Source organism: Desulfovibrio sp. 86 (assembly GCF_902702915.1).
Lineage (GTDB): Bacteria > Desulfobacterota > Desulfovibrionia > Desulfovibrionales > Desulfovibrionaceae > Desulfovibrio.
Genome location: NZ_LR738849.1, coordinates 1,369,618 through 1,388,729 on the forward strand (window position 1 = coordinate 1,369,618; position 19,112 = coordinate 1,388,729).

At 55.1% G+C, this 19,112-nt stretch carries 17 protein-coding genes and 1 tRNA gene; 13 read left to right on the forward strand and 5 right to left on the reverse strand.

Going from position 1 to position 19,112, the window contains the following annotated elements; genetic code table 11:
• Nucleotides 1-25: 25 nt before the first annotated feature.
• From DESU86_RS05825 to grdA, 8 genes are all read left to right on the forward strand, one after another.
• Entirely contained in the window at nucleotides 26-1,336 is a 1,311-nt protein-coding gene (locus DESU86_RS05825) for a glycine/sarcosine/betaine reductase component B subunit (protein ID WP_179980188.1), read from the forward strand.
• A gap of 58 nt (nucleotides 1,337-1,394) precedes the next feature.
• Nucleotides 1,395-2,723, forward strand: coding sequence for a glycine/betaine/sarcosine/D-proline family reductase selenoprotein B (locus tag DESU86_RS05830; protein WP_179980189.1), 1,329 nt, complete (start codon nucleotides 1,395-1,397; stop codon nucleotides 2,721-2,723).
• 100 nt (nucleotides 2,724-2,823) lie between these two features.
• The gene (locus tag DESU86_RS05835; protein ID WP_179980190.1) at nucleotides 2,824-4,344 is read left to right on the forward strand and encodes a BCCT family transporter; all 1,521 of its coding nucleotides are present in this window, start codon (nucleotides 2,824-2,826) and stop codon (nucleotides 4,342-4,344) included.
• Nucleotides 4,345-4,641: 297 nt separating this feature from the next.
• Nucleotides 4,642-5,559 (forward strand): thioredoxin-disulfide reductase, encoded by a 918-nt coding sequence (gene trxB / locus DESU86_RS05840; protein ID WP_232088277.1) that lies wholly within the window; start codon nucleotides 4,642-4,644, stop codon nucleotides 5,557-5,559.
• Nucleotides 5,560-5,582: 23 nt separating this feature from the next.
• Nucleotides 5,583-7,121: a glycine/sarcosine/betaine reductase complex component C subunit beta gene (gene grdC / locus DESU86_RS05845; RefSeq protein WP_179980191.1), complete on the forward strand. Its 1,539-nt coding sequence runs from the start codon at nucleotides 5,583-5,585 to the stop codon at nucleotides 7,119-7,121.
• A gap of 11 nt (nucleotides 7,122-7,132) precedes the next feature.
• Complete coding sequence (gene grdD / locus DESU86_RS05850; protein ID WP_179980192.1) at nucleotides 7,133-8,299, forward strand: glycine/sarcosine/betaine reductase complex component C subunit alpha; 1,167 nt, start codon at nucleotides 7,133-7,135, stop codon at nucleotides 8,297-8,299.
• A gap of 224 nt (nucleotides 8,300-8,523) precedes the next feature.
• Nucleotides 8,524-8,841, forward strand: a complete 318-nt coding sequence (locus tag DESU86_RS05855; RefSeq protein WP_179980193.1) for a thioredoxin family protein — start codon at nucleotides 8,524-8,526, stop codon at nucleotides 8,839-8,841.
• 108 nt (nucleotides 8,842-8,949) lie between these two features.
• Nucleotides 8,950-9,426: a glycine/sarcosine/betaine reductase complex selenoprotein A gene (gene grdA, locus DESU86_RS05860; protein WP_179980194.1), complete on the forward strand. Its 477-nt coding sequence runs from the start codon at nucleotides 8,950-8,952 to the stop codon at nucleotides 9,424-9,426.
• Nucleotides 9,427-9,873: 447 nt separating this feature from the next.
• Here grdA and DESU86_RS05865 read toward each other — a convergent pair whose 3' ends face one another.
• Together DESU86_RS05865 and DESU86_RS05870 are read right to left on the reverse strand one after the other, a co-directional pair.
• Complete coding sequence (locus DESU86_RS05865; RefSeq protein WP_179980195.1) at nucleotides 9,874-10,356, reverse strand: OB-fold protein; 483 nt, start codon at nucleotides 10,354-10,356, stop codon at nucleotides 9,874-9,876.
• Between the two features lie 19 nt (nucleotides 10,357-10,375).
• Entirely contained in the window at nucleotides 10,376-11,173 is a 798-nt protein-coding gene (locus tag DESU86_RS05870) for an ankyrin repeat domain-containing protein (RefSeq protein WP_179980196.1), read from the reverse strand.
• A gap of 562 nt (nucleotides 11,174-11,735) precedes the next feature.
• Here DESU86_RS05870 and DESU86_RS05875 point away from each other — a divergent pair.
• On the forward strand, nucleotides 11,736-12,248 hold the full coding sequence (locus DESU86_RS05875) for a hypothetical protein (RefSeq protein WP_179980197.1): 513 nt from the start codon (nucleotides 11,736-11,738) through the stop codon (nucleotides 12,246-12,248).
• Nucleotides 12,249-12,871: 623 nt separating this feature from the next.
• Here the strand turns inward: DESU86_RS05875 and DESU86_RS05880 are convergent.
• Nucleotides 12,872-13,267 carry an ArsR/SmtB family transcription factor gene (locus tag DESU86_RS05880; protein WP_179980198.1) on the reverse strand — a complete coding sequence of 132 codons (396 nt, stop codon included), beginning with the start codon at nucleotides 13,265-13,267 and terminating at the stop codon, nucleotides 12,872-12,874.
• Between the two features lie 357 nt (nucleotides 13,268-13,624).
• Between DESU86_RS05880 and DESU86_RS05885 the strand changes: the two genes are divergently transcribed.
• From DESU86_RS05885 to DESU86_RS05900, 4 genes are all read left to right on the forward strand, one after another.
• Nucleotides 13,625-14,626 (forward strand): MBL fold metallo-hydrolase, encoded by a 1,002-nt coding sequence (locus DESU86_RS05885; RefSeq protein ID WP_179980199.1) that lies wholly within the window; start codon nucleotides 13,625-13,627, stop codon nucleotides 14,624-14,626.
• A 300-nt stretch (nucleotides 14,627-14,926) separates the two neighbouring features.
• Nucleotides 14,927-16,390, forward strand: coding sequence for a 4Fe-4S dicluster domain-containing protein (locus DESU86_RS05890; protein WP_179980200.1), 1,464 nt, complete (start codon nucleotides 14,927-14,929; stop codon nucleotides 16,388-16,390).
• 446 nt (nucleotides 16,391-16,836) lie between these two features.
• Nucleotides 16,837-17,637, forward strand: a complete 801-nt coding sequence (locus DESU86_RS05895; protein WP_179980201.1) for a DODA-type extradiol aromatic ring-opening family dioxygenase — start codon at nucleotides 16,837-16,839, stop codon at nucleotides 17,635-17,637.
• A 53-nt stretch (nucleotides 17,638-17,690) separates the two neighbouring features.
• Nucleotides 17,691-17,766 (forward strand) — tRNA-Ala (locus DESU86_RS05900).
• Between the two features lie 134 nt (nucleotides 17,767-17,900).
• Here DESU86_RS05900 and DESU86_RS05905 read toward each other — a convergent pair.
• On the reverse strand, nucleotides 17,901-18,761 hold the full coding sequence (locus DESU86_RS05905; RefSeq protein ID WP_179980202.1) for a DNA adenine methylase: 861 nt from the start codon (nucleotides 18,759-18,761) through the stop codon (nucleotides 17,901-17,903).
• A gap of 12 nt (nucleotides 18,762-18,773) precedes the next feature.
• Complete coding sequence (locus DESU86_RS05910; RefSeq protein ID WP_179980203.1) at nucleotides 18,774-19,112, reverse strand: hypothetical protein; 339 nt, start codon at nucleotides 19,110-19,112, stop codon at nucleotides 18,774-18,776.

The following is a 19,112-nucleotide window of genomic DNA, read 5'->3' on the forward strand; positions in this document are numbered from 1 at the left end:
CTCAGCACTAAAAGGAGTGCAGCCCATGAAACTTGAGATTGGTAACTTTGTAGTGAAGGATGTGGCCTTCGGCGCAAAAACCGGCTTTGCCAACGGTATTTTTACCGTCAACAAAGAAGAAGCGCTCGCCGAAGTCATGAAGGACGAGCATATTACTGAAGCCGAGCTTCATATCGTCAAGCCCGGCGATGAAGTGCGCCTTGTTCCCGTGAAAGACGCTCTGGAAATCCGTTGCCGCGTCAGTGGCGCTCCAGGCAACCACCCCGGCGCGACCTCCGACCTCTGCTCGACGGCCACCGGCCGCGTGCATTCCCTTACCGGCGCTTCCCTGCTGGTTGTGGGCAAGCACTGGGGCAGCTTCCAGGACGGCCTCATTGATATGGGCGGCCCCTTTCAGCGCGGCACCCTCTACGGCTTCCTGAAAAATATCGTGCTCGTGGCCGATACGGATGAAGAATTCGAACGGCACGAACAGCAGAAGAAAAACCATGCCCTTCGCTGGGCTGGCATGCGCCTTGCCGAATTCCTTGGCAAAACCCTGGCCGACCTCACCCCCGATAGCATCGACGTTTACGAGCTTGACGCCGTCAACCGCCGTGACTCCGCCGTCTCCGACCTGCCTTCGGTTGTCTACGTGATGCAGCCCCAGACGCAGATGGAAGCCATGGGCTACAACACCCTGGTTTACGGATGGGACGGCAACCACATGCTCCCGACCTACATGCACCCCAATGAAATCCTTGGCGGCGCTGTGGTTTCCGGCAGTTTCATGCCCTGCTCTTCCAAGATGTCCACGTACGAGTTTCAGACCAACCCCACCATCAAGCGCCTCATGAAAGAGCATGGCAAGACCCTGAACTTCCTCGGCGTGATCATGTCGAACCTCAACGTGATCATGGAACAGAAGATCAGATCCGCCATCATGGTCGCCCAGATTGCCAACAGCCTGGGCGCCGACGGGGCCATTGTGGCCGAAGAAGGCTACGGCAACCCCGACGTGGACTACATCCAGGTCATTGTGGAGCTGGAAAAGGCCGGGGTCAAAACCGTCGGTATTTCCAACGAATGCACGGGCCGCGACGGCAAGTCCCAGCCCCTGGTGGCCCTTGATCCCAAGGCCGACGCCCTGGTTTCCACGGGCAACGTGTCCGAACTGGTGCATCTGGCCCCCATGAAAACCGTTATTGGAGAACTGGACGCCCTGCAGCGCGACGGTCTCTCCGGCGGCTGGGCCGGTTGCGTCAATCCCGACGGATCGTGCCTGCTTGAAGACAACGCCGTTTTCTGCGCCGACCATCCCAGCGGATACTCGGTCAAGCGTTGCTTCGAGTTTTAATCGCCCACGAAAATACCCATTGGTACGTCGATAATTTTTACTCTATCGGGAGAAGACCATGAAGAAAAAAGCTATCCACTACCTCAACCAGTTCTTCGGACAGGTTGGCGGTGAGGACATGGCGGACTATGAACCGGCCATGCACGATGGCGCTCTTGGATGCTCGAATATCTTCAATGCCGTTTCCAAGAATGTTGAAATCACGAACACCCTGATCTGCGGCGACAACTTTATGGCCTCGCATGCCGACGAAGCTGTGGAACGCTGCCTCAAGCTGCTTGAAGGCAAAGAGTTCGACGTCTTCATCGCTGGCCCGGCCTTTAACGCCGGTCGTTACGGCAATGCCTGCGGCCTTGTGTGCAAGGCTGTCAGCGAAAAGTTCAACGTGCCGGTCATCAGCTCCATGAACGTTGAAAACCCCGGCGTCGAGCTTTTCAAAAGAGATTTGTATATCTTCAAGGGCGGCGCCCGCGCCACGACCATGAAGGCCGACATGACCGCCATGGCCACCTTTGCCGACAAGATCGCCGCTGGCGAACGCCTGCTGCCCGCCGCCATGGAAGGCTACTTCGGCCGTGGCATCCGTCACCAGGTTTACCTTGAAGACCTTGGCATGGAACCCGTGCCCGCCTGCGATCGCGCGGTGGACATGCTGCTTGCCAAGCTCGCCGGAAAGGAATTCGAGACAGAACTGCCCATCCCGGCCCCTGACCTGATCCCCATTGCCCCGGCCATCAAGGACATCACCAAGATCAAGATTGCCCTGGTCACTTCCGGCGGCATCGTGCCCGTGGCCAACCCGGACAGGATTGAATCCTGCTCGGCCACACGCTGGGGCAAGTACGACATCGCCAAGATGGCCGCGCTGGAATCCGGCGTGTTCAAGACCATCCACGCGGGCTACGACCCTGAACAGGCTGACAAGAACCCCAACGTGGTCGTGCCTCTGGACGCCATCCGGGCCTTGCAGAACGAAGGCCTGCTCGGCGAAGTGGACGACTACTTCTACACCACCGTGGGTACGGGAACGACCCAGGGCGAAGCGGCGCGCATGGGCCGCGAGATTGCCGAAGTGCTGCACCAGCGTGGGGTTGAGGGCGTCATCCTCACAGCCACGTGAGGAACCTGCACTCGTTGCGGTGCAACGATCGGAAAAGAAATTGAACGTAGCGGCATTCCTGTTGTGGTCATGTGCAACCTTGTCAACATCGCGAAAACAGTTGGCAGTAACCGTATAGTTCCTACGTTTGCGGTTCCTTACCCTCTTGGCAATCCTCAGGCCTCTCCTGAAGAACAGTGGAAGATGCGCCTGCACAGAGTCGGAAGGGCTGTTGAAGCCCTGCAGACCGACGTGCAGGACCAGACCATCTTTGCTGTGGAAAAGTAAAAGGCATGACATACGGCCCGCCATTGCTCTGCAATGACGGGCCGCCTTGTATAAAGGCTTTTCCCCACTCAATTCAGAACTGCAATATGAGGATGAAGCCATGAGCAATACCCCAGAAGTTCAAACAAGCAAATTCGTTTACTATGTATCACTGATTTTCGTTCTTTGCGTGGTCGGCATCGGCCTTATGCTCCCTGTACAATTCGGCGGTTTCACAGGAAGTGTTTTCACTTTTCTGACGAAGTACATGGGCTGGTGGTACATGCTCGCCGTGAACTTTTTCGTCATTTTTTGCATTGTTCTTGCCTTCAGCCGATTCGGCAGTCTCAAAATGGGCAAGCCCGATGAAAAACCCGAGTTTTCCACCATGAGCTGGTTCGCCATGCTTTTTGGGGCCGGCCACGGCGTTGGCATGGTCTTTTACGGCGTCGCGGAACCGCTCATCAACTACATAGTGCGTCCCTTTGGCGCCACTGATTCCGCCCAGGCCGCCGAAGACGCCCTGCGCGCCTCCATCATCCACTGGGGCCTGCACCCCTGGGCTGTGTACGCGGTCATAGCCATGTGCCTTGCGTACTTTCAGTTCAGAAAGGGCGCTCCGGGCCTGTTCAGCAGCCTCTTTCTGCCCATCCTTGGCAAGGACGCCGCCCGCACTCCCATTGGCCGCATCATTGACGTGGCGGCCGTGTTCGCCACCATTGCCGGTGTGGCCACATCGGTAGGGCTCGCCGTCATGCAGGTCAACAGCGGCCTGCACTTCCTCTTCAAACTGCCCGAAAACATTACCGTGCAGCTTTCTCTGATTGTGATTCTTGGATTTTTCTACACTTTTTGCACGGCCACAGGTCTGGACAAGGGCATCAAACTTCTCGCCAACTCCAACCTCACGCTGTGCATCGTTCTGTCCGTGGGACTTTTGCTCCTCGGGCCCACACTGCCCATCATTGAAACCAGCATGGCTGTCATCGGCAACTATCTCAGCCATTTCATCACCGACAGCTTCAGGGTGGCCCCCTACGGCGGCTCGTACCGCAGCTGGCTGGACGACTGGACCCTCTACTACTGGGCCTGGTGGATTGCCTGGGGCCCCTTTGTCGGCTCGTTTGTGGCCAGAATTTCGCGTGGCCGCACCATCAGGGAATTTGTCGCCGGCGTGCTCATCGTGCCCACCCTGGGCGGCGTGGTATGGTTCTCCATCTTCGGCGGCACAGCCCTGCACATACAGGTGACGGGCATTGCCGACATCGCGCAGACCGTCAAGGACAACATCGGCGTGGGCGTCTACCTGATGTACGACTATGTGCCGCTGGGCAGCATCATGTCCGTGCTGATGATGGCTCTGCTGATCATCTTCGTGGTGACTTCCGCCAGTTCGTCCACCTATGTGCTGGCCATGTACACCTCCGACGGCATGCTCAACCCGCCCAAGAGCCGCATGGCTGTCTGGGGAACCCTTCAGGCCGGGCTCGCCTTCGTGCTGCTGCTCACAGGCGGCATCAAGGCATTGCAGACATCATCCATAACAGCGGCGGCGCCCTTTTCCATTATTACTGTCGTCGCCTGCTGGTGCCTGTGGACAGCCTTGAACAAAGACTTCCCCAAAGGGGTGGAAGTTCGCTAAATTAATGTCTTGGCCCCGGCGGCGCACAGGATTCCAGTCTGCCGTGTGCCGCGCCTGACAAACTGGCTCGGTGATTGCATACAGGCACATAAATCTGATGCATGAAAACCGCCAGCGGTCACTTGAGGCCAGGCATGACAGTCCCTCCTCCACGAAAGGCCTGCGGCAAATGTTGTCGAGTTTGCCGCAGGCCGCCCAGCAACCCTCCGGTCTGGGGGGAGCATGGCGGGGGCGCTTATAAATTTGGGCTGGGAATGGTTTTGATTGTACATCCAGCGACACTGCAACAAGGAACTTATGATGGAAACTCGTGAACTCGTCATCATTGGAGCGGGCCCTGCCGGGCTTTCCGCCGCCATCTACGGCAAAAGGGCCGGTCTTGATACCCTGGTGCTGGAAAAGGGCCGCCCCGGCGGCCAGATACTGACCACCAGCCGGGTGGAGAACTACCCCGGCATCCTTGACGGCACCGGCACGGGGCTGGCCGATGCGTTTCGCGCCCATGCCGAGTTTTTCAAGGCGGAATTCAGGTCAGCTTCAGTGCAGAAGCTTGAGGTGCGTGACGGGAAAAAAATCATCACCCTCAAGGACGGCAGCGAAATAGCCGCCGGCGCCGTCATCGTGGCCAGCGGAGCCTATTTCCGCAAGCAGGGCTGCCCTGGCGAAAAGAAGTACACGGGCATGGGCGTTTCCTACTGCGCCGTGTGTGACGCCGCCTTTTTTGAAGACCTCGAGGTGGCCGTCATCGGCGGCGGCAATACCGCCGTTGAAGAAGCCTGCTACCTTACGGGCTTTGCCTCCAAGGTCTACATTGTGCACCGTCGTGACGAGTTCCGCGCCGACAAGCTGGTGGTGGAACACGCCATGGCCAATCCCAAGATCGTGCCCGTCATGGACAGCGTGCTGGAATCCATTGAAGGCAGCGACATGGTTGAAAAAATCGTGGTGCGCAACGTGAAGACCGATGAAAAGCGCGAGATTCCCCTGAGCGGCGTGTTCGTCTTTATCGGCACCCTGCCCAACGACGAATACGTGCGCGGCCTGCTGGAAACGGATTCCGGCGGCTGGATCGTCACCGACGACAAACTGCAAACCTCGGTGCCGGGCATTTTCGCTGCGGGCGACGTGCGTAACACTTCGTTGCGCCAGGTGGTTACGGCCGCTGGCGACGGAGCCAGGGCCGCCATGTCGGCCTATGCCTATTTGCAGCACTAAACCGGCTTTCAGGAGATACCACTATGAAAACTGTCGGCGTCAAAGCTGCCGCCTACTGTCTGAATTTTGCACCGGAACTGGCCCTGCACCATGGCGGCACCCCCTCCCAGGAACGCAAGGCCAAGCCCGATTCCGAATTCCTGCGCGAACTGCCCAAGCATGCGCAAACGTACGAACAGGCCATTGCCTACGCCCCCAACAAGACTTACGTGGGCGTCATGAGTGTGGATGAGCTCGCAAGCGCCCCCGCGCCCTGGATTGACAACCTGAGCACGCCCGAACGCTTTGGCAAGTTCGGCGAGATCATGCCTGAGGACGAATTTATCGGCCTTATGGACATCTGCGACGTGTTTGATCTTATCTGGCTGGAACAGGGCTTTGCCGCCGCTGTGGGCCCCAAGCTGGCCCAAAATCCCCTCATGGGCGAAAAGCAGCTTGCCCGGCTTGAAAAGGGCCGCCCCGAAGCCGAACTGCTGGAAGCCATTGAAAAGCAGCACGCCCTGCCCATCTACTTCGAGAACAAGATCGTGGCCTGCTGCAGACGCGCCCACGACACGGATGAAAACCTCGAAGCCAGCATCATGCTGGAAAACCTGGCCTGCAAGGCCAGCGGCGTGCTCTGCCTGATGCACCTCATCAAGAACGCCGGTATGGAACCCACGGACATTGATTTTGTGGTGGAATGCTCCGAAGAGGCCGTGGGCGACGCCATGCAGCGCGGCGGCGGCAACATGGCCAAGGCCGTTGCCGAAATAGCCGAGTGCACCAATGCCAGCGGCTTTGACGTGCGCGGCTTCTGCGCGGCCCCTGTGGCGGCCATCATCAGCGCGGCCAGCATGGTCGCCAGCGGCGTGCGCCCCAATGTGGCCGTCATCAGCGGCGGCTCCGTGCCCAAGCTGTACATGAACGCGCGCGACCATATCAAAAAGGGCGTCGTGCCGCTGGAAAACTGCATCGGCAGCTTTGCCCTGCTGCTTACCCCCGACGACGGCCAGACCCCGGTCATCCGCCTTGACTGCATCGGCAAGCACAGCGTGGGCGCGGGCGCTTCACCGCAGGCCATTACCTCTGCCCTGACCTTTGAGCCCCTGTCCCGCGTGGGCCTCAAGCTGACGGATGTGGACAAGTACGCTCCGGAACTGCACAACGCCGAAATCACCCTGCCCGCAGGGGCCGGCAACGTGCCCGAAGCCAACTACAAGATGATCGCGGCCCTTTCCGTCATGAAAGGACAGATTGAACGCGGCGACATCCCCGCCTTTGTCGAGCAAAAAGGCATGCCCGGCTTTGTGCAGACCCAGGGGCACATCCCCTCCGGCGTTCCCTATATGGGGCACGCCATGGAAGCCCTCAAAAGTGGCGCCATCAAACGCGCCATGATCATCGGCAAGGGCAGCCTCTTCTTGGGCCGCCTGACAAACCTGGCCGACGGCGCTTCCTTCATTATGGAAGGCCCGGGCACGGGCGCTGGCGCCGCCGCCGAGACCATCAGCCAGAGCGACGTGACAGAAATGCTGCTCACGGCTCTTGGCGACGTGGCCGCCAACCTGCAAAAAAGTTAGGGGGAGCAGCTATGGTCAGGCAAGAAAACCAGCGCGCCCTCCTGGGCAAAGCCCTTGAGGACCTGGTGACGCGCGCGCGCAGCGGCAAGCCGTTGTGCCGCATAGGCCTCATGGCCGCTGGCGGCGAACACCCGCAAAAAGAGTTTCTCTGCGCTGCGGCCGCCGCCATGCGGGAAGACGCCGCGCTTATCGTGACGGGGGTCGGGCCCAGGCCCGTTGATCCCCTGCCCGCAGGCATGGAGTGGATCGAAACTGGCTGCGATGGCGGCGAGCTGGCTGCAGCCATGGAAAAAGCCCTGGACGAAGGTCGCATCCAGGGTGCTGTGGCCCTGCACTATCCCTTCCCCCTTGGGGTCACCACAGTGGGACGGGTGACGACGCCGGGCACGGGCGCGCCCATGTTCGTTGCTTCCAGCACGGGCATGAGCGCGGCTCACAGGCAGGAGGCCATGCTGCGCAACGCCGTGTTGGGCGTGGCCGTGGCCAAGTCACTGGGCATATGCCGCCCCAGCCTTGGCGTGCTGAATCTTGACGCCGCCCCCCAGGTGCTGCGTGCCCTCACCCGCATGGTGGAAAAGGGCTATGCCCTGAACCTCGGGCAGAGCGCCAGAAGCGACGGCGGTTCCCTGCTGCGCGGCAACGACCTGCTGCGCGGCACCGTGGACGTGTGCGTGACGGATACGCTGACGGGCAATGTGCTCATGAAGCTTTTCAGCGCATTCACCTCCGGCGGTCTGTACGAGACCACAGGGTGGGGCTATGGCCCCTCCGCGGGCGAGGGCTGGAACAAGGTCGTCAGCATCGTGTCCCGCGCTTCGGGCGCACCGGTCATGGCCAATGCCCTGGCGTACACGGCGGCGGCCGTGCGCGGCAATCTGCCCCAGATGGTGGCGGAAGAACTGCGTCTGGCCAGGGCCGCCGGTCTTGACGACGAACTGGCGGCATTTGCCAAGACGGACGCGGCCCCGGCGGAAACCGTGCAGGCTCCGCCAGCCGAACCCACTGATGAAGAAATCCACGGCATTGACGTGCTGGACCTGGAACAGGCCGTGCGTTGCCTGTGGAAGGAAAAAATATACGCCGAAGCCGCCATGGGATGCACGGGCCCTGTCGTCAAACTGGCCTCCGCCAATGTTGACAAGGCGCGCACGCTGCTGGCGGCGGCAGGATACATCTAGGGAAACGCTGATTTATTCCGTTTGACGGACTTGCTTCACTTTTTTTGAAACAGTCGAGGACAGAAGAGTCCACTCCTGCTTCAAAAAAATCGCGCCTTGCCAAACGAAATAACTGCGCGTTTCCAGGAGGCTCTTTAATCAGTGCTTCCCTAGCCATACTGCTGTGCGCTTTTTGCGCAGGGCCTGCTGGCCATTTTTAATCGTCAATCATATCGAGGTGCAAAATGATCATTGTAGACAAAGACAACTACGAAGCTGAAGTGCTGCAGAGCGCCACCCCCTGCGTTGTGGACCTCTGGGGCCCGCAGTGCGGCCCCTGCCTGGCCCTTATGCCCGAAGTGGTAAAGCTGTCTGAAAGCTATGAAGGCAAGGTCAAGTTCTGCAAGCTTAACGTGGCGGAAAACCGCCGCCTGGTCATCAGTCTGCGCGTCATGGCCGTGCCCACCATCCTGTTCTACAAGGGTGGGGAATGCGTGTCGCGCATTTCCGGCGACGCGGTTTCCATTGAAGCCATCAAGGCGGAAACCGATAAGCTTGCGTAGCAATTTTCGCTGCGGCCAGCCCACAAGACAGGCCGAGCGAATGTAATGCGGATAACGGGCCGCAGTGGCCCGCTACTATAAACTGCCCACAATCTCAAGGAGTTGGTAATGGGTAAACTCGAAGGCAAGAAGCTTCTGCTGCTTGGCGAAAGGGACGGCGTACCCGGCCCTGCCATGGCGGATGTGTTCGCCAATTCGGGCGCGGAGATTCTTTTCTCCGCCACCGAATGTTTTGTCTGAACAGCCGCCGGAGCCATGGATCTGGAAAATCAGCAGCGCGTCAAAGACGCCGCTGAGAAGTTTGGTGGTGAGAACGTAGTGGTGATTCTCGGTTCTTCCGACCCTGAAGGGGCGGAAATCTATGCCGAAACTGTCACCCTGGGCGACCCCACCTACGCCGGACCCTTGGCTGGAGTCCCGTTGGGACTCTGCGTGTACCATGTTCTGGAGCCCGAACTGAAGCAGGAAGCCGATCCCGCCAAATGGGAAGAGCAGATCAGCATGATGGAAATGGTTCTTAACGTGGATGCGTTGGTAGAATCTGTGCGCAAAATGCGCGAGGCCAACAGCAAGTACGCTCTTTAGGGCATGTTAAGCGATCCTTGCTGTTAACAGGCTACAGTAACAGCCACAGTATCAGCAAAACAACAACAATTCCCCATGGAGCAACCGCTCCATGGGGAATTGCCGTATATGCCTGTATGGTGATTGCAGGTCTGCCCTGTCGACTGATAAGCCCCTTGTATCGCGCCTCATCTGCGCCAATCTGCGCTTACCTTCCGCAATTCACCCTGTACGTTTACCAAAAACTGATCGTGACTAACTGGCTAAATAATGACAAATTTCAACAAACTGTATTCCTAGCGTATTCAATCTGGGATGTTTTTGTGGCGGCGTGTGCACCCATATTCAATGAAGCGTTTTTTGAGATGCATCACAAGCAAGGCATTTGGGCTTTTTCGCAGAGAAGCTGCCACGATCCCAATGGCTGCAAAGGCGGCAGGTGCGAGTCAGACAACGTTGTCCATTATGTTATTTTTCTACTGAAAGAATCGTACATCCGATCAGTTTAGGGACATACTTTTCCTCTGTAGCATAGACGCCAATTACAACTACAGTCTGCCACATAATCAATTGCTTCAGCTGCTCACGCTGGCGTTTGCCAAAAAAGATGCAGGCGACTTTTTTTGATCCCTCTCCCAACCCCAAGTAATACGAATTAACACCTGGGACACCCATATCAACAGGCCCGTAAGCCACCCGGCCACGCACCTTTATCCACTTATCGCCGTAGAGCGCGTCAGCCTGCTTGCGGCTATTTTCAAAAGCATTACACAAGGTTTGCGGGGCGAACTCCGGCATATTTTCAATATTTTTGGGCAACGTGTTCAGTTGCGGAGAATCCATAAGTGCATTTACAGCTTCTGCCTGCTGGTCAGTCATTGGCTGAGTCTTGTTGGCGCATGCCCCCTGAAACCCCACCAAGCACAACAGCAATAGAAATATAATTCTCACTAGAGCCCCCTGTGCTTTTTTATTCTTTCGCGCCTGCTTGCAGCAGATAATCAACAACCTGCTGATTGTTTGCCCTTTTTTTGGCCAATGAAAGGGCCGTTTCCCCCAATATGTTGGCGGCGTTCACATTGGCTCCTGCTTCCACAAGCGTCTTGAAAATTTCAACATTACTCGTTTTTTGTCCTGCAAGAACAAGAACTGTGTTGCCATACATCTCCGCAGCATTGATATTTGCCCCATGATCCAGCAACATCTTAAGTTTCTTTGTTGGCTGAGAATTGGCGGAAGAAAACATGAGCGCAGTGTACCCATCAACTGTCTGCAAATTTGTATCTGCACCAGCCTCAAGCAATATCCTTGTGATCTCAATGTTTGGATTATATGTCGCCGCTAGAATCAACGGCGAATAGCCTTCAGCATCTTGAGTATTTACCTCAGCACCGGCGCGCAACAAAGTCATCAGCACCTCTGCGTTGGAGTTAAACCGGGCCGCAAAGGACAATGCCGTTTTATTGCTGACGGTTCTGGCGTTTACATTTGCGCCTGCATCAATCATTGCTTGTATGGCATCCGGGTGCGGATTGCTTTTCGCTGCAACCATCAGCGCAGAGACCCCTTGCGCGGTGGCGACATTGACATGTGCCCCACTATTTATAATGGCATGAATTTGTTGAGCTGTTCCTCCTTCCCATGTTGTTGTGTAGTTTTTACCTGCACAGCCAGACAAACAACAGATCAGCAGTATCAGAAAGCCCCCTGCCCAGTGAGACACATGGCAGCAGTTCATGCCGCCACCATACCAGTCACGAAAAAACATCCTTGTCCCCTTATCCTGGCATTCTGCTCGCATAGACACAGACATTTATAGTAACACGCTTGCACATCAGATGGATGTACTATGTAGCAACATACGAAAACACGCAAAATGCATTCGATGATGCCCACGATGGAATGTATCCATCTTATTTCGATCTTTGTCAGTCGTAAAGTCAGATTCGCAAATAAATAAGGCGGCTGGGCGTACACACCTTGTAGCATCAGGCGGGTGCAGAACCTTCGCCGCGAAACTTCTTTTTATTCTTCTAACATACTGATTATTCAGACAAGTGTTCACCAAGGCCCGGCTACTTCTGCATGGCTGGATTTTTGAGCCTTTGCGTAGAGTTTGAAATTCCGCTTACCCCGACTTCATTCTGGAGCACTGCCCGCAAGCACTATATTCCTACCTCGTCATCCTTTACTAATGTTTTACACACGGATCACAATTCTTTCTTGTTATATATATTAATATTGCATATCTTATTATGCTGCAACAAGGCATAGTTATTGCTCAATAATGACACATATGGCAATAAGGAAATTTTTCCGTGGAGGAGAACATGTCCATTTCACTTGTTCAGTCATGCAATGTACATGTTGCCAGCACACAAAGTGCAACCACGTCCACGCGCATTCCTGAATCACCCAAGCGAAACAAAGGGCAGGACACACTTTCACTTTCTGAAGAAGCAATACGCCTGAGCCAGGAACACAGCAACGTTTCTTCATCGGGTACAGAACACGCCAAATCAAAACCTCTTGAGCATTACGAGTTGCCAGCTTGGATAGAGGAAGTCAGCACGCCTCTTTTGCTGTACAGCCCCAAGAATCATCAAGAATATACGCCAACCCCTGCTGGTGCAATAGACTATGGCAAATCTGTAATGACTGCCCTAAGAAATGCCCTGGATAGCAACAGCATCAACTCTGATAACAATTACGCTGAGTTCATTATGAACCCGAAAATGAGCATAAAAGTTAAGGATGACGTATGCGCACTGCTGCGACAAGACCCTGACGCCATGCAGCTCATGAAAACTTACAATTTTTCTCTTTACCAAAAACTCATTTAGCTGTGCTGGCCAGACTTGCATAGCCCAATAAGAAGAAGCCCAGTCAGTACTGTACGCAACCCTCTCATCGGGCAGCGGAAGCAATGAAACCGCCCAAGTACCCGCCCGGCCATCGTTATGATGACCGGGCGGGTACTTGGGCAGCCAGAAATCCCCACTAACAATCAGCGCCACAGGGGCGCTTTCCACTGCCACCCTTGTATTCTGGGTTTTATAAGTTGCAGTATTGCTGTGTACGCGCTGACGTGCGCGTCAGCCAAGCTTGCGCAGCATCGTTTCAAGTTTGGCCCGAATCCTTGCTTCGGCTTCCAGTTTCAGCTGTGTCTTGGCATGGCGGCTTTGCCCTTTTGCAGATATCCCTCCACTTCACTATGGGCACAACAACGGAATCAGAACCGGAGACCTGCTCAGACTCAAACTCTCCGACATCAAATCCGTCAAACCAAATCAGGCTATACAAATCAAAGAATCCAAGGCCGGTAATTCCAATACCTCTTCATTACCAGAAAGGCCTAGAAGGCCCTCAGCGAGCATCTGGACGCATTAAACCCCAAAGTTGGGGACCGCTGAAGCCTTGGAGCAAATCCGCCTTCGCCCGCTGCTAGTTTTCGGCACTGGCATTTTTAGCCCGCCGCCATACCTGTTTTCCTGCCTGCCGCCGCAGTGCTTTTCCCACCTTTCTCGTCTGTACCTTTATACTCTTCGGCATAGGCCGCCATAATTTCCCGAATCAGTCGGCCGAACCGGGGCTGCAATTCATCACAACGTGTAGTGTTGTGCATGGAAACGCCCTTTCTTTCGCTATGGATCAGACCGGCTTCGCGCAATACCCTAAAATGCTGGGAAAGAGTCGACTTCGGTATGGCGCGATCTGGCAAATTCAGAAAATCCGAGCACGATCTGGGTGAACTGGAGCGGATAATCTCCTTAAGAATCTGAACCCGAACCGGGTCCGATAAGGCATGCAGTATGCCTTCGACCGTCACGGACTCTACAGACGGATGATGTAATGGTTTCATGCGATAGCCCTCAAAATCAGAAATAGCCGAAGGGGGTGTGCTCTGGCGGTAAAAAATGGCATACGAGTGATTGACACTTTTCCCCATAGTACATAAAAACAGAACTAACGAACAATGACCCTCAAACGTTTACCTACTCTGGCCCCGTTCGCCTCGAAGACGCTCGATGGGCACAATGTGCAACCTGTGCGGGCATCCTCCACATATCCACGAATTTACAGAAAGAGCGCCTTGCGCGTCCAAACGGATAGGATTTGTGCAAAAATCAATTTCGAGCATACACAGGCGTCTGCCGACAGACAAGGCGTCCGGGCGAGCCGACAGATGGCCTAACCCCCCAAATTTTCAGGAGCCAATATGAACAGACGTCAATTTTTACAGCAGGCGGCCTTTGCGTCGGTGGTACTGGCTAGTGCCGGTTCGTTAAGCGGTCTGGCCGAGGCTAAAGCGCATACGGAACCGGCCCAAAGCCAAAGCAATCAGGCCGCGCGAACTCCACAGGCCGGTTATTACTGGATGCCTCTTGGTGAAGCAAGCATTGCCGCGCTATCTGATGGCACATTGCATAGTGGTGCAAAACTGCTTAATGGTGCCCCCGGCCTGGCGGAAGACCTGCTCAAGCAATCCTATGCGGCTGCTGACCCGATCATCTCCGTCAACGCGTTCCTCATACTCATGGCAGATCGGCGCATCCTTGTAGACGCCGGGACCGGCACAATTCTGGGGCCGACACTGAACAAGCTTGCCGCCAGTCTTTCGGGTACGGGATTCAAGCCCGAGCAGATCACCGACATTCTCCTCACTCACGTGCATGCTGACCATTCAGGCGGTCTGACTCAAGGGGGCAACATGGTTTTCCCCAATGCGACCGTACGCGTGAACCGCGTGGAGGCCGAATTCTGGCTGAGCGCAGAAAATATGAGAAAGGCCAAAGAATATTACAGGCCCATGTTTGTGAAGGCCAAAGAGTCGCTGACCCCGTATCTTGACGCCGGGCGCATTACCACATTTGAAACGGGCCATGAGATTCTGCCTGGCATAACCGCCACGGCCTCACCTGGACACACCCCGGGGCATACGCACTATACCCTTGAAAGCCGTGGAGAAAAGATTGTATTTTGGGGAGATACGGTTCATGTGGCCGAAGCGCAGTTTCCACATCCCGAACTGGCCATTGAATACGACCTGGATGCTGATGGTGCAGCCTTGCAAAGGCAACGCGCCTTTGCCCAGGCCGCCGCGCAGGGCTATCTTGTGGCTGGGGCGCACATATCCTTTCCCGGCATAGGGCATGTTCGCAAGGCCGAAAACGGATATCAGTGGATCCCCGTGCCTTATAGTAATGACGCGCCGGCATAAGATGAAAATGTCCTTCTGTCCGGCAAATGAAGTACATTCAAAGGACTCAATCCGGTGTCGGATACGAAATCCTCTGAAAACGGTTTAACCACGCATCACCAGTCGTGACTGACATCTCTCCGTAATTACTGCGATCTGAAAGTGAAACCTCGGCGCTTAGTGCTTGTAAAACTAATACCATACAAGCAGGCTATAAATTGCGCACTTTTATGGAAAGTGCCATATTTCCAATGAATCGTAATAATCAGCGCGATCCGGGCGGCATATCTGCGCCCCGCAAATACCGATAAGGGAGCATACATGGCACTGACACGGCGCAATTTTCTAATGGGCGCAGCCTCTGCCGCAGGCATAGCCGCCGCAGGGCTGGACGCGCGGGCCGAAAACAAAACCGCAGGCGCAGCAGACGCGCAGGCGGAATACGCAACCCTGCTCGACATTGAAAAATGTATCGGCTGTGGTCAGTGCGTGGAGGGCTGCCGGGAACGCAACGGACATCGCTACCCGGAGGTGAAAAAGCCTCTCCCTGCCATGTTTCCTCCTGGAACCAAGGACGAGGACTGGTCTGACAGGCGCGATGTGGACGACAGGCTTACGCCTTACAACTGGCTGTATATCGAAAGCGTTACCGTGCAGAAAGACGGCGCGCCGCTTGAGCTGCACATTCCCCGCCGCTGCCTGCACTGCACCAACCCGCCCTGCGCCAACCTCTGCCCCTGGGGCGCGGCCAGCCGCCAGCCCGAAACCGGCACGGTGAGCATAGACAGCCAGACCTGTCTTGGCGGGGCCAAATGCCGCACTGTCTGCCCCTGGCACATACCGCAACGGCAATCGGGCGTAGGCCTGTACCTTGAACTCATGCCGCGCTTTGCGGGCAATGGCGTCATGTACAAGTGCGACCGCTGCGCAGACAGCTTTGCCCACGGCGAACTGCCCGCCTGTGTGGAGGTTTGCCCCCAGCAGGTGCAGACCATCGGCCCGCGCGGGGAAATTCTGGCGTTAGCCCGCAAGCTGGCGCAGGAACGGGGCGCGTATCTTTATGGTGTGACGGAAAACGGCGGCACCAACACATTTTATCTATCGCCCGTGCCATTCAAAGAGCTGGCGCAGCAGGTAAAACCCGGCCCCGGCAAGCCCACCTTTGCCCCAGTGGCGAACTCTATGGCGCAGGCGGACAACCTTACCCGCATGCTGGTGACAGCTCCGCTGGTGGGCGTGGCTGGCGCGCTGGTGAGCGCCGCGAGGCAAGGTCAAAACACCGGGCAAATGCAGACGCGTCCGCATGGCGCCGTGCATGATCCCAAGGTCGATGCCGCGCTTTCCGGCGGCCTGCTCAAAAAATTGTGGGTAACCGTAGCCCTGCTGCTAGGCTTTACAGGCATGATGCAGCTGCCGGTGGCAAGCCGCTATGGCATTGCCAGAATCCCCGGCCTCACCTGGACTGGCGATTTTTATATCACGCTGAACATCCACTACATATTGGCTACCCTGTTGCTGGCGTTGGGTCTGTACTGGCTGACCCTGCAGATACGCGGCAGGCTGCGCGGCCGCCTCGCCTTCTGGGGCAAGATGCGGCTGGCAGTGCTGGGCGTTGTGGTTCTGAGCGGTATTGGGCGCGTTGCCAAGAACCTGCCTTCAATCACATTCTCGCCGGGCATGACGACCGTTATTGACCTCGTGCATCTGGGTTTTGCCGTGCTGCTTGGGGTGCTGTGCCTGTGGCTGTGGACAACAGGGCGCGGCGCATGGCGCGAGGACGGCTAGAGCAGTTTACGAATGAAATGAGTTAAATGCTCTGCAAGGATTTTTCTGAAAAATCCTTGCCACGAAATGCGAGCAGGCGGGCTTTTGCCTGCCGTACGCGAGCATTTCAAGTGTTAAATGCTCTAGCAGACCTTTGAAACGGACGCAGGACAGCGCGACAGAGCGCTCTGACAGGCAATCCATCAACCGAGGCGTGTACCTGCCAATCTGCATATTGGCGGAAAAACAGGGCGACGCGAGATTCGTGAACACGGGCAGTTCCGGACTGGCGGGCATCATGCAGAATGCCCGCCTTCATTTTTTGGCGCGCGTTCCCCGCATCAAGATTTACCTGCGCTTGCCGCTTCCTGCTCTTGGCCCCACCGCTGTTTGGCGCTACGCTACTTGCAGGGCATCTCCTCCTCTGGCTGCTATTGCGGCATTCACACCCACACGCGAGGCTCATCATGACCACGCCCGCATTTTACATTCCCCACGGCGGCGGACCCTGCTTTTTTATGGACTGGACGCCGCCCGACACATGGAACGCCCTTGGCGACTGGATGCGCTCCATCCCCGCCACGCTGCCACAGCAGCCCAGAGCGCAGCTCGTGTTTTCCGCCCACTGGGAGCAGCCGCAGTTTACCCTGCTGACCACGCCGCACCCCGGCCTGTATTATGACTATTATGACTTTCCGCCGCATACCTATGAGTTGCAGTGGCCTGCGCCGCCCGCACCTGAACTGTTTGAACGGGTGCGCCAGTGCATGCGCTCGGCAGGCATGCCGCTCGTTGAAGACTCGACGCGCGATTTTGACCACGGTGTATTTGTGCCGGGCCTGCTGATGTATCCGCAGGCGCAGGTGCCTACACTGCAAATATCGCTGCGGCGAGGCCTTGATCCGCAGGAACATCTGGCGCTGGGCCGCGCGCTGGCCCCACTGCGGGACGAAGGCGTACTGCTGGTGGGCAGCGGCATGAGCTTTCACAACATGCGGGCCTTCCGCTACGGGGATAATACGCCCATAGAAGGGGCGGAGGTTTTTGACAACTGGCTTGCGGGTGCCGTGTGCAGCCCAAATGCCGCCGAGCGCAACGCGGCGCTCGCGGAATGGGAAAAAGCCCCTGGAGCCCACTTTGCTCATCCGCGCGAGGAGCATCTTATCCCGTTGATGGTGATTGCCGGCGCCGCCGACGCCGCCCAGGGCAGGCTCGCGTGGCACGGCAGGGCCATGGGCGCACCGCTTTCAGCATTTTCTTTTGACTAGATGGAATAACTACTTGCGCCTCACAGCGAAAAAGTATACCCAAAATTCCTCATGGGGCTGTAGCTCAGTTGGGAGAGCGCTTGAATGGCATTCAAGAGGTCAAGAGTTCAATTCTCTTCAGCTCCACCATGTAGGTAATTAAAACCCCCGATCATCGGAAGATGGTCGGGGGGTTTTGCGTGCTTTCGTCTTAAGAGGGTTCGATTGCGACTTCTATGAGCATTTGCACGGGGAGCCAGCCACGCAACCTGTACTTATTCAGTCTAAACCCAATTCTTAATAATGACTTCATTTACATCACCACGCAGTGAAGCATCGGAATTAATACATCTTTTTGCACTTATAGTGAATATTTCGAATTTTTTATTAGCATATATCTCTCTTATAAAAGGAGTATCTGCATTGCTCAACAGGCATTTTACTCCGCGCTCTGCAAGCTGAATATAGTCATCTCGCAGTCGAAGCTGATCTTTTTCTGAAAAACCATCAGCCTGATAACCGGTAAAATTCGTATTGGAAGGACTATGATATGGTGGGTCAAAATAAACAAAAGAATTTGAAGAAATACTCTTTGTTATACAAGAAAAGTCAGCATTCATGATTTCTACACAATTTAATGAGAAGTACCTATGAACAGAACGTAATACATTTTCTTCGCAAATTTTAGGGTTTTTATATTTTCCGTATGGAACATTGAATAGGCCTTTAGAATTTACCCTATACAATCCATTATAACACGTTTTATTCATAAAAATCAGACGAGCAGCCTTTTCTACATCACTTAATTTATTAAAAACACTTGAATTTCTATCTTGAGATCTAATTTCATAGTAATACTCTTTGCAATTATTATTTTGATGAATATTTAGCAATTCAATCAGCTCATCAATGTCATTCTTAATTGCCTTATAAGTTGTAATTAATTGAGAATTGGAATCATTTATAATCGCTTTTTGTGGCTTCAACTCAAACAATAAAGCTCCAGCACCAATAAACGGTTCAACATAATTATAATTTTCTATTTGTGGTGGCAGTAATGCTTTAATTACATGTAGAAGCTGGCGTTTTCCGCCAGCCCATTTTAGAAAAGGCCTAACCATAATTGCATTGTTCAAAGCTCCCATCTTATATCCTTCTTAAATTTTTTTCGATTGAGTATCAGACCCCTCTGACATAGCGTGACCCCATCGGCCATTCGAATAAGAGTCAGGGAAAAATTCTACTTCATTACGGCAAACGGCATTATCTGTAATGGGCACACCTTTCCTCAATTGCGCTGCTTTTAAAACTGGAAATGTAGTGCCTTCAATTACTCTGGGAGCTCCGCTTTTACCCCCGGCAAGGACATCCCACCAGTTTCTTCTCGTTTTAGTCCCTTTTTGCTTCCATCCAAGCATGACCTGTTCAATTAGTATTGCGACATCTTCATAATTGTTTTGAAGTAACCACTGACGGATTGGGATGCTTTTACTCAT